At 71.8% G+C, this 16,005-nt stretch carries 12 protein-coding genes and 2 pseudogenes; 6 read left to right on the top strand and 8 right to left on the bottom strand.

Annotated features, from left to right (window positions below):
• Positions 1 to 107: 107 nt before the first annotated feature.
• From ACFYQ5_RS11805 to ACFYQ5_RS11795, 3 genes are read left to right on the top strand one after another with little or no spacing between them, the layout of a single operon-like run.
• Positions 108 to 503 (top strand): molybdopterin-binding protein, encoded by a 396-nt coding sequence (locus ACFYQ5_RS11805; RefSeq protein ID WP_389196545.1) that lies wholly within the window; start codon positions 108 to 110, stop codon positions 501 to 503.
• Between the two features lie 49 nt (positions 504 to 552).
• A complete protein-coding gene (gene modA / locus ACFYQ5_RS11800; protein WP_389196543.1) occupies positions 553 to 1,326 on the top strand; it encodes a molybdate ABC transporter substrate-binding protein in 774 nt (257 codons plus the stop codon).
• A gap of 31 nt (positions 1,327 to 1,357) precedes the next feature.
• Positions 1,358 to 3,295 (top strand): ABC transporter permease, encoded by a 1,938-nt coding sequence (locus tag ACFYQ5_RS11795; RefSeq protein ID WP_389196541.1) that lies wholly within the window; start codon positions 1,358 to 1,360, stop codon positions 3,293 to 3,295.
• Positions 3,296 to 3,300: 5 nt separating this feature from the next.
• Here ACFYQ5_RS11795 and ACFYQ5_RS11790 read toward each other — a convergent pair whose 3' ends face one another.
• A complete protein-coding gene (locus ACFYQ5_RS11790; RefSeq protein WP_104789696.1) occupies positions 3,301 to 3,753 on the bottom strand; it encodes a flavodoxin family protein in 453 nt (150 codons plus the stop codon).
• A gap of 101 nt (positions 3,754 to 3,854) precedes the next feature.
• Positions 3,855 to 6,125, bottom strand: coding sequence for a heavy metal translocating P-type ATPase (locus ACFYQ5_RS11785; protein ID WP_389196540.1), 2,271 nt, complete (start codon positions 6,123 to 6,125; stop codon positions 3,855 to 3,857).
• A gap of 185 nt (positions 6,126 to 6,310) precedes the next feature.
• Between ACFYQ5_RS11785 and ACFYQ5_RS11780 the strand changes: the two genes are divergently transcribed.
• The gene (locus tag ACFYQ5_RS11780; RefSeq protein WP_389196538.1) at positions 6,311 to 7,291 is read left to right on the top strand and encodes a hypothetical protein; all 981 of its coding nucleotides are present in this window, start codon (positions 6,311 to 6,313) and stop codon (positions 7,289 to 7,291) included.
• Between the two features lie 6 nt (positions 7,292 to 7,297).
• Here ACFYQ5_RS11780 and ACFYQ5_RS11775 read toward each other — a convergent pair whose 3' ends face one another.
• Positions 7,298 to 7,735: an NUDIX domain-containing protein gene (locus tag ACFYQ5_RS11775; RefSeq protein WP_389196536.1), complete on the bottom strand. Its 438-nt coding sequence runs from the start codon at positions 7,733 to 7,735 to the stop codon at positions 7,298 to 7,300.
• A gap of 10 nt (positions 7,736 to 7,745) precedes the next feature.
• Positions 7,746 to 8,109, bottom strand: a pseudogene (locus ACFYQ5_RS11770) (FCD domain-containing protein); the annotation flags it as partial.
• 104 nt (positions 8,110 to 8,213) lie between these two features.
• On the opposite strand from ACFYQ5_RS11770, the pseudogene ACFYQ5_RS11765 reads away from it, so the two are divergent.
• A pseudogene (locus tag ACFYQ5_RS11765) lies at positions 8,214 to 8,645 on the top strand (ATP-binding cassette domain-containing protein); the annotation flags it as partial.
• Positions 8,646 to 8,810: 165 nt separating this feature from the next.
• On the opposite strand, the gene ACFYQ5_RS11760 reads toward ACFYQ5_RS11765, so the two are convergent.
• The 3 genes from ACFYQ5_RS11760 to ACFYQ5_RS11750 all read right to left on the bottom strand — a co-directional run bounded on the left by ACFYQ5_RS11760 (position 8,811) and on the right by ACFYQ5_RS11750 (position 12,596).
• On the bottom strand, positions 8,811 to 10,139 hold the full coding sequence (locus ACFYQ5_RS11760) for an enolase C-terminal domain-like protein (protein WP_389196535.1): 1,329 nt from the start codon (positions 10,137 to 10,139) through the stop codon (positions 8,811 to 8,813).
• 56 nt (positions 10,140 to 10,195) lie between these two features.
• A complete protein-coding gene (locus tag ACFYQ5_RS11755) occupies positions 10,196 to 11,533 on the bottom strand; it encodes a gluconate:H+ symporter (RefSeq protein ID WP_389196533.1) in 1,338 nt (445 codons plus the stop codon).
• A 100-nt stretch (positions 11,534 to 11,633) separates the two neighbouring features.
• On the bottom strand, positions 11,634 to 12,596 hold the full coding sequence (locus ACFYQ5_RS11750) for a 5-dehydro-4-deoxyglucarate dehydratase (protein WP_389196531.1): 963 nt from the start codon (positions 12,594 to 12,596) through the stop codon (positions 11,634 to 11,636).
• A gap of 107 nt (positions 12,597 to 12,703) precedes the next feature.
• Here ACFYQ5_RS11750 and ACFYQ5_RS11745 point away from each other — a divergent pair, with 107 nt between their 5' ends.
• Complete coding sequence (locus tag ACFYQ5_RS11745; protein WP_389196529.1) at positions 12,704 to 13,492, top strand: IclR family transcriptional regulator; 789 nt, start codon at positions 12,704 to 12,706, stop codon at positions 13,490 to 13,492.
• A 139-nt stretch (positions 13,493 to 13,631) separates the two neighbouring features.
• Here ACFYQ5_RS11745 and ACFYQ5_RS11740 read toward each other — a convergent pair whose 3' ends face one another.
• Positions 13,632 to 15,200 carry a polysaccharide lyase family 1 protein gene (locus ACFYQ5_RS11740; protein ID WP_389196527.1) on the bottom strand — a complete coding sequence of 523 codons (1,569 nt, stop codon included), beginning with the start codon at positions 15,198 to 15,200 and terminating at the stop codon, positions 13,632 to 13,634.
• Between the last annotated feature and the right edge of the window lie 805 nt (positions 15,201 to 16,005).

Here is a 16,005-nt window from a genome sequence, read left to right as displayed (position 1 = left end):
CACCTGCCCGGGAAACGTCCCGCGCGGCACATCCGGCATCGCATCTGCGAGGAAGAAGAACGTGAGAACGTTGTAAATACGAGTGTGATCCCCCTATCGTGTCGCATATGCAGTCCTACACCATCGGCCAGGCGGCACGTCTCCTCGGCGTGAGCCCGGACACCGCCCGCCGCTGGGCCGACGCCGGCAGGGTCGCGACCCATCGCGACGAGGGCGGGCGCCGTCTCATCGACGGCCGTGACCTGGCCGCCTTCTCGATCGAGGTCGCCCAGGCCGGCCCCGGCGAGGACGAGGTCCCCTACACCTCCGCGCGCAACGCCTTCCCGGGCATCGTCACCGCGGTGAAGCTCGGTGACGTCGCGGCCCAGGTCGAGATCCAGGCCGGCCCGCACCGCCTCGTCTCGCTCCTCACCCGGGAAGCCGTGGAGGAGCTGGGACTCGAGGTCGGCGTGCAGGCCACGGCTCGTGTGAAGTCGACCAGCGTGCACATCGACCGCGCCTGACGCGGCAGCCGCCGCCGACGACGGCGGCTCCTACCGAGGAGTTCCCCTGATGCCCTTCCCCCTCACCGGCCGCCGGGCCGGCGCCGCGGTCCTTTCGGCGGCCCTGCTCGCCACCCTGGCCGCGTGCGGCGACGACGGCAAGGACTCCGCCGCGCCGGAGACCGAGCTGACCGTGCTGGCCGCCTCCTCGCTGACCGACGTCTTCGCGACCGCCGGTGCCGCGTACGAGAAGGGGCACCCCGGCACCACGGTGACGTTCTCCTTCGCCGGGTCGCAGGAGCTCGCCGCCCAGGTCAGGCAGGGCGCTCCCGCGGACGCGCTGGTCACCGCCGACACCAGGACCACGGACGGGCTGACGGCGGACACCGGCAAGCCGACGGTCATCGCGAAGAACCGCCTGGTCATCGCCACCGGCGAAGGGAACCCCGAGAAGGTGCGGAGCCTCACGGATCTCGCCGATCCCGCGCTCAAGGTGGTCCTGGCCGCCCCCGAGGTGCCCGTCGGCCGCTACGGCAAGGAGATCCTGGACGCCCGGAGGATCGACGTGAAGCCGGTCTCCCAGGAGCCCAACGTCCGTGCCGTCCTCAGCAAGGTCGAGCTCGGGGAGGCCGACGCCGGCCTCGTCTACCGGACGGATGCCGCCACCGCCACCGGCAAGGTCGACGCGATCGACATCCCGGACGCGCAGAACGCCATCGCGTCCTATCCGGCCGCGACACTGAAGTCGTCCGGGAACACCGAGGCCGCAGCCACGTTCGTGTCCTGGCTGTCCACACCCGAGGCGCAGAAGATCCTCCAGGCCGCGGGCTTCCAGAAGCCGTGACCCGGCCAGGCCGGACCCGTAGGGGAACGCGTTGAAACAGCTCCGCAGCCGACCGTCGGGGCCCCGCGCCCCGCTCGCTCTGGCGATTCCCGCACTGCTCGCCGTCGTGTTCCTGGTGCTGCCGCTGGCCGGCGTCCTGGCACGGACGTCCTGGGGCGAGCTCGGCGCGCACCTGACGAGTCCCGGCACCACACAGGCCCTGAAGCTGTCGCTGCTCGTCTCCGCCTGGGCTCTCGGGCTCTCGCTCGTGCTGGGCGTGCCCCTGGCCTGGCTGCTGGCCCGCGTCGACTTCCGCGGCAAGGCCCTCGTACGCTCGCTCGTCCTGCTGCCGATGGTCCTGCCGCCGACCGTGGGCGGCGTGGCGCTGCTGCTGGCGTTCGGCCGGCGGGGGCTCCTCGGGCCCTGGCTGGAGGGCACGTTCGGGATCACCCTGCCGTTCCACACCTCGGGCGCGGTCCTCGCCGCGACCTTCGTCGCGATGCCGTTCCTCGTCATCAGCCTCGAAGGCGCCCTGGGCGGTCTGCATCCACGGTACGAGGAGACGGCCGCGTCCCTGGGCGCCTCCCCGGTGCGGGTGTTCTTCACCGTGACCCTGCCCATGGTCGCCCCCGGCCTGGCCGCGGGCGCGGCACTGACCTGGGCCCGGGCGCTGGGTGAGTTCGGCGCGACCATCACCTTCGCCGGCAATCTGCCGGGCACCACCCAGACCCTGCCCCTGCAGGTGTACCTGCTGCTCCAGGACTCCCCCGAGGCGGCCACCTCCGTCTCTCTGCTCCTGCTCGCCGTCGCCATGGCCGTGCTGGTCGCCCTGCGCGGACGCTGGGCCGGCGCGCCCCGCTCCACCGCGCCCTCGCACCGCCCCGTCGAGGAGCCCGGCGCGGAGCCACCCACGGACGGTCCGCCGGCCTCCTCCGTGGTCCCCGCTCCCCGCGAGAGCTGGCCGCTGCACGCCGAGGTCACCGGCTTCACCCAGCTCACCCTCGACGCGGAACCGGGCACGACGATCGCCGTCGTCGGCCCGAACGGCGCTGGCAAGACGACCCTGCTGCGCGCGCTCCTCGGCCTGACGCCCCGCGCCCACGCCGCTCTGCGCCTCGGGAACACCGACACCGGCGGCCTGCCGCCGCACCGGCGGGGCGTGGCGTGGGTCCCCCAGGACGGCGCCCTCTTCCCGCACCTCTCCGCGCTGGCCAACACCGCCTACGGGCTCCGTGCCCAGGGTGTACCGCGCACCGAGGCCCGGCGGAGCGCCCGGCAGTGGCTCGACCGTCTCGGTGTCGGGCACCTCGCCGCCCGTGAGCCCGCCCAGCTCTCCGGCGGCCAGGCACAGCGCGTCGCGCTCGCCCGCGCGCTGGCCGCGCGTCCCCGGCTGCTGCTCCTGGACGAGCCGCTCGCCGCCCTCGACCAGACCACCCGTGCCCAGGTACGCCACACCCTGCGCACCCACCTCGACGGCTTCGGGGGCGTCTGCCTGATCGTCACGCACGATCCCGTCGAGGCCGTCTCGCTGGCCGACCGCGTCCTCGTGCTCGACGAGGGCCGGGCCCTGCAGGACGCACCGCCCGGCGAGGTCACCCGCCACCCGCGCTCCCCCTGGGTCGCCCGGATGCTCGGCCGCAACGCCTGGCCGGGCACGGCCACGGCCGAGGGCCTCCGGCTGTCCGGCGGAGGCCGTCTCGTCGCCGCGGAACCGCTGCCCCCGGGCACCCCCGCCCTCGCGGTCATCGGCCCCGAAGCCGTCTCCGTCCACCGCGACAGGCCGAGCGGCAGCCCGCGTAACGTCTGGCCGGGTACGGTCCGCGAGATCACCGCCGCCGGCAGCCGGCTGCGCGTCCTGATCTCCTCCGCCGAGGCACCCGATCTCGTCGCGGAGATCACCCCGCAGGCCGCCGCCGAACTCCGCCTGGCCGAAGGGGTACCGGTCTGGACCGGGGTGAAGGCGACCGAGGCGACCCTCGTCCCGCGATAGCTCCGTCAGTCCATCAGTCCGGCGGCGAGCGTCGCACCGAGTTCCCAGCAGGCCTCGGTGTCGGCCTTGCCCGGCTCACCGGTGACGGTCACGGCGTCGGCCGTACGGCGCCATCCGAGGCCCGTGGTGATCGTCTCGATGCCGCGCACGGCGCCGGTGACGTCGTTCCCGCCGTGCACGTAGTAGCCGAACGGCCGGCCCTTCGTCCCGTCCAGGCACGGGTAGTAGACCTGGTCGAAGAAGTGCTTCAGGGCACCGGACATGTACCCGAGGTTCGCCGGGGTGCCGAGCAGATAGCCGTCGGCGGCGAGTACGTCGGACGCCGTGGCGGAGAGCGCCGCTCGCCGCACGACGCGTACGCCTTCGATGTCCTCCGTCGTCGCGCCGGAGACCACCGCTTCGAACAGCGCCTGGCAGTTGGGCGAGGGCGTGTGATGCACGATCAGCAGAGTGGCCACGCCCGAACCCTGCCGCCCTGGCCCGTCGGACGCAAACCGCAACGCCCCGTGCCCCGCTCCCGCGTGCTGCGGCGGCGGGGCACGGGGCGCCCGGACCGGCCTCAGGCGGCGCGGAAGCCGCGCAGGCGCAGGCTGTTGCCGACGACGAAGACCGAGGAGAAGGCCATGGCCGCTCCGGCGATCATGGGGTTGAGCAGGCCGGCCGCGGCGAGCGGCAGGGCTGCCACGTTGTAGGCGAAGGCCCAGAAGAGATTCGAGCGGATCGTGCCCAGCGTCCTGCGGGAGAGCCGGATCGCGTCGGCGGCCACCCGCAGGTCACCGCGTACGAGGGTCAGGTCGCCGGCCTCGATGGCGGCGTCCGTGCCGGTCCCCATGGACAGGCCCAGGTCCGCCTGGGCGAGCGCGGCGGCGTCGTTGACGCCGTCGCCGACCATGGCGACGCTGCGTCCTTCCGCCTGGAGCTTCCTGACGACCTCGGCCTTGTCCTGCGGCATGACCTCGGCGATGACCTCGTCGATGCCCACCTCGGCCGCGACGGACGCCGCGACCGCCTTGTTGTCGCCGGTCAGCAGGACGGGCGTCAGCCCGAGGGCGCGCAGCCGCCGGACCGCTTCGGCACTGGTCTCCTTGACCGCGTCGGCGACCTCCAGGACCGCGCGCGCCTCGCCGTCCCAGGCCACCGCGATCACGGTCCTCCCGTCCTTCTCGGCCGTGTCCTTCGCGGTCCTGAGCTCTTCGGGAAGCTCGATCGCCCATTCGGCCAGCAGCTTCTCGCGGCCGACGAGCACGGCGTGGCCCTCGACGACGCCCTGGACTCCGAGGCCCGGGATGTTGGCGAAGTCCTCGGGAGCGGGCAGCACGCCCACCGTCCCGGCGGCGCCCTCGGCGACGGCCCGGGCGATCGGGTGTTCGGAGGAGTGCTCCAGTGCGCCCGCGAGGCGCAGCACGTCGGCCTCGTCCGTGGACCCCGTGGTGTGGACCTTCAGCAGCGTCATACGGCCGGTGGTGACGGTGCCCGTCTTGTCGAGGAGGATCGTGTCGACCCGGCGGGTGGTCTCCAGGACCTCCGGCCCCTTGATCAGGATGCCGAGCTGGGCCCCGCGTCCGGTGCCGACCAGCAGGGCGGTGGGCGTGGCCAGGCCCAGTGCGCAGGGGCAGGCGATGATCAGTACGGCGACGGCCGCCGTGAAGGCCGCGGTGAGTCCGGCGCCCGAGCCGAGCCAGAAGCCGAGTGTCGCGAGCGCCAGCCCGATGACGACCGGCACGAACACCGCGGAGATCCGGTCGGCCAGGCGCTGGGCGGCGGCCTTGCCGTTCTGGGCCTCCTCCACGAGTGCGGCCATCCGGGCCAGCTGGGTGTCGGCACCGACCCTGGTGGCCTCGACGACCAGGCGGCCGCCTGCGTTGAGCGTCGCACCGGTGACGGAGTCACCGGCGGCGACCTCGACGGGCACCGACTCTCCGGTGAGCATCGAGACGTCGACGGCGGAGGAACCCTCGACCACGGTCCCGTCCGTGGCGATCTTCTCGCCGGGGCGGACCAGGAAGCGGTCCCCGACGCTCAGACCCGCGGTGGGCAGCGTGATCTCACGGCCCTCGCGCAGCACGGTGACTTCCTTGGCCCCCAGCTCCAGCAGCGCCTTGAGCGCGGCGCCGGCCTTGCGCTTCGAGCGGGCCTCGAAGTACCGGCCGGCCAGGATGAAGGCCGTGACACCGGCGGCGGCCTCCAGGTAGATGTTCCCCGCGCCGTCACTGCGGGAGATCGTGAACTCGAAGGGATGCGTCATGCCCGGCATCCCGGCCGTTCCGAAGAAGAGCGCCCACAGCGACCACAGGAACGCGGCCGACGTGCCGACCGAGATCAGGGTGTCCATCGTGGCCGCACCGTGTCTGGCGTTGGTCCAGGCGGCACGGTGGAAGGGCCAGGCCGCGTAGGTGACGACCGGGGCGGCGAGCGTGAGGGAGAGCCACTGCCAGTACGCGAACTGGAGGGCCGGGATCATCGCCATCGCGATGACCGGTGCGGCGAGCAGGACCGCGGTGAGGAGCCGCTGGCGCAAGGTCCGTAGCTCGACGTCGGCGTGCTCGTCCTCGCCCTGCCCCCCGGTGGGCGCACCGGCTTCGCCGGGCTCGGGGCGGGGCGGGGCCGGCGGCTGGGCGGTGTAGCCCGTAGCCTCGACGGTGGCGATCAGGTCGTCGACCGAGATGTCCTCGGCGAACTCGACCCTGGCCTTCTCCGTGGCGTAGTTGACGGTGGCCTCGACGCCTTCCATGCGGTTGAGCTTCTTCTCGATCCGTGCCGCGCACGAGGCACAGGTCATGCCGCCGATGGCGAGCTCCACCCGGGTGGCGCCAGAAGTCGTGGAAGTCATTGCCTGCTCCTCGTCCGAACGGGACCCAGTATACCCCTCATGGGTATCCGTCTTCGGCTCAGGTATACCCCCTACCCGTATGCATGACAAGTCCCGCCGGGTCGGCTTGCGCATACCCCCAGCGGGTATACGGTCGGGGTGTCGGACCCGCACGGGCCCTCCGCACAGAGAGCACAGGAGCAGCCATGAACCCCGCCGCGAAGATCACTGCGTTCACCGCCGCACTCGCGGCGTCGTTCGGCGCCGCCTACGGCATCGGCCTCACCGTCGGCCCCGAGACCGGGACCACCAGCGCCTCCGAGCGCTCCGGGCGTACGGAGAGCGCGGCGCCCCCTGCGGACGAAGACCGCGCAGACCCGCCCGCCGGGGGGCTCCAGATCTCCGAGGGCGGTTACACGCTCGACCTCAGGACCCCGCGCGTGAAGGCGGAGCAGCGGAGCGAGCTGCGCTTCGCCATCCGCGACCGGGCCGGCCGACAGGTCACGGCGTTCCAGCGCGAGCACGACAAGGAACTCCATCTGATCCTCGCCTCACGCGACCTGGCCACCTACCGCCACCTGCATCCCACCCGGGCGGCCGACGGCACCTGGAGCACCCCCGTCGAGCTGCCCGCAGCGGGCGACTACCGGGTCTTCGCGGACTTCACGCCCGCCGGCAGGAACGCGGGCAACCTGACCCTGGGTGCGGATCTGGCCGTCTCCGGGCCGTACAAGGCGGCGGAACTCCCGAAGCCCGCCCTGACGACGACGGTCGACGGGTACACGGTCTCCCTGAACGGCACCCTGCGCCCCGGCGCGCCGGGGCACGTCACCTTCACCGTGCGGAAGGACGGCCGCCCCGTCTCCGACCTGCAGCCCTATCTGGGCGCGTACGGCCATCTCGTCGCCCTGCGCGCCGGTGACCTCGCCTATCTGCATGTCCACCCCGACGGCGAACCCGGCGACGGCTCGACCGAGCCCGGGCCGGACATCTCCTTCACGGCGACGGCGCCCAGCTCCGCCACCTACCGGCTGTTCCTGGACTTCAAGCACAACGGCACCGTCCGGACCGCGGCGTTCACCGTGCCGTCCGGAGCGGCGACGGGGACGCCCTCTCCGGCCACTCCCTCGGACGGGCACGAGGACGGCTCCTCGAGCGACCCCGGAACCGGGGGCCACGGGCACTGACGCGCCTCAGTCCTCGACGTGTCCCAGCCACGCGTCCTGCCCGTCGGCCAAGGGCTGTCGCGGTGGCAGGGGCACGAAGCGGCAGGCGAAGACGAGGCCCGCGTCGGCATCGTCGCCCCCGACCCGGTGACGCCACGCGTCAGGGGTGTCCACCGGCGCCCGCAGCAGGAAGAAGGTGGTCCGGCGCGGCTGCCGTGTCTCCGGGTGCGGCCTGTCCTCCACAGCGATCCGCCGGACCACGGTGGCGGTCAGCAGGCCGGTCTCCTCGGCGACCTCCCGCAGAACAGCGGCCGGCAGTTCCTCGCCCGGCTCGACTCCCCCTGCGGGCACCTGGGTTCCGGCCCCGGGCATGCCGACGTGGTCGAACACGAGAAGCTCCGCGACCGCGCGACGACGGATCACATAGGCGGCGACACGGATCCTGGGCGACGTCGTTCCCACCACCGGCACATCCTCACTCCGTCGACGCGAGCCCGGCCAGCGTCTGCTCCAGTTCCTCGCGCAGCGTACGGCCCGCCGCGTCGCCGTCCCCCCGTGCCACGGCGTCCACCAGCGCGGCGTGGCCGTCGTCGCCGTGGTTCGGGTCCTCGGAGCGCAGGTCGAGCAGCTCGAGCATGTCGATCAGCCCCCTGCGCAGCGCGGGGACGAATGCGGTGAACAGCGCCGAGCACGGGGTTGTGGGCTGCCGCGACCACGGCGGCGTGCAGGGCGATGTCCGCGTCGACGAACGCGGCGTCGCCCGCGACCACGGCGGCACGGCGTCCGGCCAGGGCAGTGGTGAGGCCGGCGAGGTCGTCGTCCGTGCGCCGACGTGCCGCGTGGACGGGGTCACCTGCTGGGGGGCCGGCTGGGACACCTCGGTCCTGGCCGCCTCCGTCCACGCGGTGCTGGCCGCCGTCAACCGGTCCGGAGCGCAGCCCCGATGACGCCGACGGACACACCCCCGGTGCTCCGTGTGCGCGACGTGGACCTCGTGCGCGACGGGAACCCGATTCTGAGCGCGGTGTCACTGACCGTGCGGGCCGGCGAGCACTGGGCCCTCCTCGGCGCCAACGGCGCGGGCAAGAGCACGCTGCTCAGCCTCCTCGGAGCCCTCACCCACCCCACCCGTGGCACGGTCGAGGTCCTGGGACACGAGCTGGGGCGGGTCGACCTGCGCCAGTTGCGTACGTACGTCGGCCACGTCGACCCACGCCACGCACCGCGCTCACCGCTGAAGGTCCGGGACGTCGTCCTGACGGGCCTGACCAACAGCGTCGAGCCCGTGCCCCGCTGGAGGCCCACGGCGCAGCAACTGGACCTGGCCGACAGCCTCACCGGCCTGCTGGGCCTCGCCGGTCGGCGCGAGGCGCGCGAGCTCACCGAGGCCGTGCGCCGGTGGACGAAGGAGCTCATGGCAACGGCGGCCCTGGCGTCCTGACGGGCCGTACCGCCAGGACGGCGAGCTCCGGCTCCTGCCGGACTCGCCGTCGGTGGCCGTGACGTCTGCCCCGACGCCGGCCTCGCAGCCGGACAGCACCTACCGCACCAGGCAGGGCCGCTTGGCGTCGAACGTCCAGCCGGGGACGAGGTACTGCATGGCGTCCGCGTCGTCCCGGGCGCCCAGCGCCTTGTCCAGGTAGAGCTCGTGGGCCGCGAGGAGGCGGTCCATGTCGAGTTCGACGCCCAGGCCGGGGGCGTCGGGGACGGCGATCTCTCCGTCGGCGATGCGCGGCGGGCTGACGGTGAGCCGCTCCAGGCCCTCCTGCCAGATCCAGTGCGTGTCCAGGGCGTTGTACTCACCCGGGGCGGCGGCACCGCAGTGCGTGATCATGGCGAGTGAGATGTCGAAGTGGTTGTTGGAGTGGCATCCCCAGGTCAGGCCCATCGCGTTGCACAACTGGGCCACCCGCACCGAGCCCTGCATGGTCCAGAAGTGCGGGTCGGCCAGTGGGATGGACACGGACTGCAGGGCGAGGGCGTGGGTCAGCTGCCGCCAGTCGGTGGCGATCATGTTGGTCGCGGTCGGCAGTCCCGTCGCGCGGCGGAACTCGGCGAGGACCTCGCGCCCCGAGTAGCCGTCCTCCGCCCCGCAGGGGTCCTCGGCGTAGGCGAGCGTGCCCACGAGTGGGGAGCACAGCTCGACCGCCTCCCGCAGTGACCAGGCACCGTTGGGGTCCAGGGTGATCCGCGCGGCGGGGAAGCGGTCCTTGAGCGCGCGTACGGCCCGGACCTCCTCCGCGCCCGCGAGGACTCCGCCCTTGAGCTTGAAGTCCCGGAAACCGTAGAGGTCGTAGGCGGCCTCGGCCTGGCGGACGATCGCCTCGGGGGTGAGGGCCTCCTCGTGCCGGATGCGGTACCAGTCGACGTCGGAGCCGGGTTCGCGGACGTACTCCAGGTCGGTGCGGCCGGGGTCGCCGACGTAGAAGAGATAGCCCAGCACCCGTACGGAGTCCCGTTGCAGGCCGTCACCCAGCAGCGCCGCGACCGGCACGTCGAGGTGCTGGCCCAGCAGGTCGAGCAGGGCCGACTCGACGGCGGTGACGGCGTGCACGGTGGTCCGCAGGTCGAAGGTCTGGGCACCTCGTCCGCCCGAGTCGCGGTCCGCGAACCGGCTCCCGATCTCGCCCAGGACGCGCTTGTAGTCGCCCACCTTCGCGCCGAGGACCAGTGACTCGGAATCCCGCAGGGTCCGGGTGATCTTCTCGCCGCCGGGCACCTCCCCCAGTCCCGTACGGCCCTCGGAGTCCTTGAGGACGACGATGTTGCGGGTGAAGAAGGGGCCGTGGGCGCCGGAGAGGTTCAGCTCCATGCAGTCGCGTCCGGCGACGGGATAGACGGCGAAGTGGGTGATGGTCGGCTGGTTCATGCTTGTCGGGTTCCTTGGGTGCGGAGGAGAGGGCGGCGGGCCGGGAGCGGAGGGTTTCAGAGGCTCAGGACGTCGAGGGCCCACTCGACCGCCAGGACGCCGCCGAGGCCGAGGACGGCGAGCACCGTCGTGTAGCCGGTGCGGACCTTGATCGCCTGGATGACCGAGAGGTTGAAGTACTCCTTGAACAGCCAGAATCCCGGGTCGTTGACGTGGGAGAAGGCGATCGATCCGCAGGAGACGGCGAGCACCATCATCTCGGGGTGGACGCCGCTGCCCGCCAGGAGCGGCAGCACCACACCGGAGGCGGTGACCACGGCGACGGTCGCGGAGCCGAGCGCGATGCGCAGGATGGCGGCGATGAGCCAGGCCAGGATGATCGGCGAGATCGACCAGTGCTCGGTGATGTCCTTGATGTAGTCGGATATCCCGCCTTCGACGAGGACGTTCTTGAAGGCGCCGCCCGCGCCGATGACGAGGAGGATCATCGCCATCGCCTTGGCCGCCGACGTACAGGAGGCGCTGACGTCGGCCAGACTGCGGCCGATCCTCGGTCCGAACGCCCAGGCCGCCAGGAGGAGGGCCAGCAGGAGTGCGATCGGTGCCGAGCCGATGAAGGCGATCCCGTGCAGGAAGGGGCTCTCGCCGGTCGTGAGCATGTCGGTCACGGCCGCGCCGGCGATCAGCACCACCGGGAACAGGGCCACGAACAGCGACCAGCCCATGCCGGGCATCTCCTCGTCGGTGAACTCACGCTCACTGACCAGGCCCGTGGGCATGGAGGGGTTCATCGCCTTGACGAACGGCAGGCGCGGCCAGAGCAGCGCGATCAGCGCACCGGCCGGTACGGCGATGAAGAGGCCGTAGAAGAGGGTGTGGCCGACGGAGGCGTGGAAGGTCGCGGCCACGGCGGTGGGACCGGGGTGCGGCGGCAGGAAGCTGTGCATCGTGGACAGGGAGATCGACATCGGCAGACCCACCCAGAGCAGGTTCACCCCGGTGACCCTGACGAGCGTGAACGCGATCGGCACGATGATGATGAAGGCGACCTCGTAGAACATGGTCACGCCGATGAGCATGGACGTGACCACCATGGCCAGCTGGACCCCGCGCGGCCCGAAGGCCTCGAGGAGCCTGCCCGCGATCCGCTGGGCCGCTCCGGAGTCCCCCATGACCCGGCCGACCATGGCGCCGAGGCCGATGGTGAGCATGGTGTCGCCGATCTGGTCCCCGATGCCCGCCGAGAGGACGTCCGGGATCTCGATCGCGGGGATCCCCTGGACCAGGGCTACGCCCACGGCCACGAGCAGGAGTGCGGCGAATCCGTTGAGTTTCATACGGGTCATCAGGAGCAGCAGCACGAGAACGCTGATCCCGACCACGACGAGCGGCATGTCAGTTCCCCTTTGAACTGTCGGTCTGTCGGGCGGTCGAACCGCCGGCCCGCGTCGGCCCCTGGGCGGGAGCCGCCGGCCGGGGCGGTGGGGGCACGGTTCAGGCGGTACGGCGGCGTGTGGCGCCGACCAGTTCCAGCCCGGCGTCGAGGATCTTCTCCAGGTCGGCGAGGTCGGCCGGGCCGGGATCGGTGAGCGGGGCGCGTACGGGGCCCACCGGCAGGCCCCGCAGCCGGGCCGCGGCCTTCACCAGGGACACGGCGTAGCCCGGGACCCGGTCGCGCAGCTCGACCAGTGGGACGTAGAAGTCGCGCAGCAGCTTCTGGGTCACCGCGTCGTCGCCGGCCCGCAGAGCGGTGAAGAAGGCGTCGGCGATCTCGGGCGCGAACGCGTGGACGGCCGAGGAGTAGGCGGGGACGCCGACGGTCGCGTACGCGCGCGCCTGGATCTCGGCGGTCGCCGCGCCGTTGAAGAAGAGGAACCCGTCAGGTGCGGCGAGGGTGAGGCGCTGGAGCCGGTCGAGGTCGCTGTGCCCGTCCTTGAGGCCGATGACGGTGGGGATCTCGGCGATCCGGCGCACCCCCTCGGCGGTGAAGGTGACCTGGCCGCGCTGGTACGCGATCAGCGGCAGCCGCGTGCCGGCCGCGATCCGGCGCAGCTGCTCGACCAGACCGTCCTGCGGGGCCGCGACGAGGTAGTGGGGCATGACCAGCAGGGCGTCGGCTCCGGCCTCCTCCGCGATACGGGCGAAGCGCAGTGCCTGAGCCCAGCCGTAGCCGGTGCCCGCCACCACGGGAAGCCGGCCGTCGGCGGCCTCGACGGCGGCCCGGACGACCGCCCGGTACTCGTCCTCGTCCAGCGCGCCGAACTCGCCCGTTCCGCAGGCCGGGAACAACGCACCGGGGGCGGTGGCCACCTGCGCGGTCAGATAGGCCCGGTACGACTCCAGGTCGAGGCTGCCGTCGTCCCGGAAGCTGGTGAGGGGGAAGGCCAGCACCCCGCCCGCCATTCCGTCCCGCAGTCGCTGAGTGACGTCATCGGTGTCCGCACTGAACCGCTCCACAAATCTCATCCTCATATGCAGATGGCGTACATGTATGAGAACGGAGGCTAGGCGGGTGAACGCGGCGCGGTCAATGGGTGTGACAGCGCGGATTTAAGATGAGGCGCATGCCGGAGAACAGCGGGGTCCGTGGGGTGAAGTCGGCGTCCCGCACCGTCGCGCTGCTCGAACTCCTCGCCGCCCGGGGCGACCGGCCGGCCCGCCTGGACGAACTCGCCGAGGAACTGAGTGTGCCGCGCAGCAGCATGTACCAGCTGCTGCGGACCCTCATCGACTGCGGCTGGGTGCGCACGGACACGACGGGCGCCCTCTACGGCATCGGCATCCGCGCCCTGCACACGGGGACGAGCTACCTGGACAGCGACCCGCATGTGCGCGCGGCCCGCCCCTATCTCGACGAGGCGTCGGACGCACTCGGCGAGACGATCCACCTGGCCCGGCTCGACGGCCCCAGCGTCGTCTACCTCGCGACACGCGAGTCCCACGAATACCCGCGCACCATCAGCCGGGTCGGCCGCCGGATCCCCGCCCACGCCGGAGCGCTCGGCAAAGCACTGCTCGCCGAGCGCCGGGACGACGAACTCCCGCTCCCCGAGGGCCCTTTGACGTCCCGCACGAAGAACACTCATACCGAGCGCGCCACACTGCTCGCCGACCTCGCCGGGGTGCGCGAGCGCGGCTACTCCATCGACCGCGAGGAGACGGTGACGGGCATCGCGGGCTTCGGCTTCGCCCTGCGGTACGACTCACCGGCCGTCGACGCCATCAGCTGCTCGGTTCCGGTGGCGCGGCTCAGCGAGGGGCACGAGGCCCGGGTCGTGGCGGTCATGCGGGAGATCCGGACGAAGATCGAGAACGTCCTGCCCCCCGCCTCGGGCGCTCCCGACTGGCGCTGACCGCCGGCCCACCGTGTATGAACGGGCGGCCGCGCCCGGCCCCCTGCCGGAACGGAACGGGACCATCACGTTCGACGGCCCCGTTCCGGGAGTGCGGCAGCGACGCCGCGGTCCCGGCGTCGCTGCCTCGTGCGCGCCGTTATCCGGCGTACGTCTCGAACTCGGCGATCTTCGGCGTCCCGGTCGAGCCGGTGATGTCGAAGGTGATCTTCTTCAGCGAGGTCTGCGGCACCGTGATGACGCCCGCCCCGCTGCCCGAGGTCAGGACGGCGCCGGTGTCACCGTTGAGGACCCTCCAGGATCCGATGCCGCCGGTCGAGCCGGACGCCTCACGGATGTTGATCTTGGAGACGGAGGTGGCGGTTCCCCACTTGACCGAGATCGAACCGGTCGAGCCGGCCGGCGACCAGGAGGTGCCCAGGTCACCGTCCCGCACGTTGCCGTAGCTCGACCCGCTGGCCTTGCTGGAACCGTCCGCGCCCGCGCCGATGCTGAGGTTGGTCCCGCCGGGCGGGTCCGTCGGGTCCGGCGTGGGGTCGGTCGGGTCCGGCGTGGGGTCCGTCGGGTCCGGCGTCGGGTCGGTCGGGTCCGGCGTCTGCGGCGAGCAGTTGCCGTCGGACACCTTCAGGCCCTTGCCGGCACCGGCGGTGGCGCCCACGATCGCCGGCACACAGCTCGCGCCGTCGAGGCTGTAGGCATAGGGAATGCTGACGGTGGTGTTGGACGTCAGGTTCGGCCCGGCGGGCTGGTTGTCGCCGCTCCGGGCCGACCAGGTCACGTTGTCGAAGGTGTTCCCGCTGACCTGCCAGTATCCGGCCGCGTCGGTGTAGAACGTGCCCAGGACGTCCTTGGAGTCCTTGAAGTAGTTGTTGTCCACCTTGGCCTTGGCGCCTGCCCGGGAGTTGATACCGGACTCGTTGAGCTTCACGTAGTAGTTGTTGTAGATGTGCGCGATGCCGCCACGCAGCAGAGGTGCGCGTGAGTCGAGGTTCTCGTACAGGTTGTGGTGGAAGGTGACGTAGCCGTTCGAGACGTCGGACTCGCTGGACCCGATGAGGCCACCGCGGCCGGAGTTGCGCAGGGTGCTGTAGGACAGCGTGACGTACTGGGTGTTGTCCTTCATGTCGAAGAGGCCGTCGTATCCCTCCGACTCACCGCCCGACGCCTCCAGGCTCGTGTGGTCGACCCAGACGTTGCGGACATCGCTCTCCATGCTGATGGCGTCACCGCCGTTGGAGGTGGGCGAGCCGGACTTCTTCACGTTCTTGACGGTCACGTTCTGGATGATGATGTTGCTGGACTGACGGATGTGGATGCCCAGCTGATCGAAGACCGCTCCGCTGCCTACGCCGACGAGCGTGACGTTGCTGATCTGCTTGAGCTCGATGACACCGGCGGCCGTGTTGCAGCTCTCGCCCGACACCTTCGTGGTGTTGCCGTGGTTGATCGTGCCCTCGACCTCGATGGTGATCGGGGTACTGCTGCTGGCCCGCCCGCAGAGCGCCGCGTGGATCGCGGTGCCCGTGGCGGCCCGCACCGTCTCCCCGCCGGCACCACCGGTGGTCCCGCCGTTCTGGGTCGCGTAGCCGGTGGCACTGCCGGTCACCGCCGCGGACGCCTCGGGCATCGACATCACCACACCGGTCGTGGCCGCCACGGCCATCGTGGCCAGCGCGGCGCTGAGTCGCAGTGCGACTGGTCGTTTCATCTTCGTGTCCCCATTCATCTTCACATGCTGTGTTGCTGCTCCATGCCGCGGTCGCAACGGCGAAGCCACCGGGGCCGCCGGTCTGTCATCGGGCGGCTCCCGCAGGCCGGTTGTGCGTGTACATCTCGATGCGATCGAGCCGGCGGTACCCACCCGGCCCGGATGTGCGAGGTTGTCGGCCACAGCGGCGAACCGGTGCTGCGCACCCGTCGTTCCACCGAGGTCGACGTCCTGGTCGAAGCCCTGGGCCAGGCCGGTGGCGGCTCGTGCGCGACCGTCGCGATGGCCGTCGCGACGGACGCTTCCACCGGACGGAACCAGGAGGGGAAAGCGCTTTCTGCCCACGACAGTAGAGCGCCCCTCACCGAACTGACAAGGTTCATGACACTTGCGGAATCAGGCTCCGCCATGCGACGTACGGCAGCAACGTCCGTGAAAAGACCGGGAGTTCGGAGCCGAAGGAGCGCACCACCCGCCTTTCGGCACGTGTGCCGGGCGACATTGCCCCTGCCCCTGCGTCAGTCGTACGCGCCGCCTTCGGCAACGTGGACCCCGCCGCCCGGATCGGCGTCGCCCACGACGACACGCCCGCCCTGGCCCACGCCCGCTCCCGCTCGTCCTGGCCTCGGCGGCAGCGGGCATCAGCCCGCCGGTGGACGGCGTCACGACCGCGGTCCGGGACCTCGGGGCGGTGGCCACGGCGCACGGCGGACCGCTCTCGGAAAAGGTGTGGATCCCTCGGCCGGTTCGGGCTACGCTCCCGCCGATGACTACTCCATGTGTACGCAGATTTGGGGGTCCCGAC

The sequence above is a fragment of the Streptomyces sp. NPDC005794 genome, assembly GCF_042871445.1.
Classification (GTDB): domain Bacteria; phylum Actinomycetota; class Actinomycetes; order Streptomycetales; family Streptomycetaceae; genus Streptomyces.
The sequence above is the reverse complement of the archived record's forward strand: the minus strand, read 5'-3'. Positions and strand labels throughout refer to the sequence as shown.

Coding starts and splice junctions, on each gene's coding strand:
- modA (WP_389196543.1), top strand. CDS start 553: ATGCCCTTCCCCCTCACCGGCCGCCGGGCCGGCGCCGCGGTCCTTTCG.
- ACFYQ5_RS11740 (WP_389196527.1), bottom strand. CDS start 15,200: ATGAAACGACCAGTCGCACTGCGACTCAGCGCCGCGCTGGCCACGATG.
- ACFYQ5_RS11755 (WP_389196533.1), bottom strand. CDS start 11,533: ATGCCGCTCGTCGTGGTCGGGATCAGCGTTCTCGTGCTGCTGCTCCTG.
- ACFYQ5_RS11760 (WP_389196535.1), bottom strand. CDS start 10,139: ATGAACCAGCCGACCATCACCCACTTCGCCGTCTATCCCGTCGCCGGA.
- ACFYQ5_RS11780 (WP_389196538.1), top strand. CDS start 6,311: ATGAACCCCGCCGCGAAGATCACTGCGTTCACCGCCGCACTCGCGGCG.
- ACFYQ5_RS11805 (WP_389196545.1), top strand. CDS start 108: ATGCAGTCCTACACCATCGGCCAGGCGGCACGTCTCCTCGGCGTGAGC.
- ACFYQ5_RS11745 (WP_389196529.1), top strand. CDS start 12,704: ATGCCGGAGAACAGCGGGGTCCGTGGGGTGAAGTCGGCGTCCCGCACC.
- ACFYQ5_RS11785 (WP_389196540.1), bottom strand. CDS start 6,125: ATGACTTCCACGACTTCTGGCGCCACCCGGGTGGAGCTCGCCATCGGC.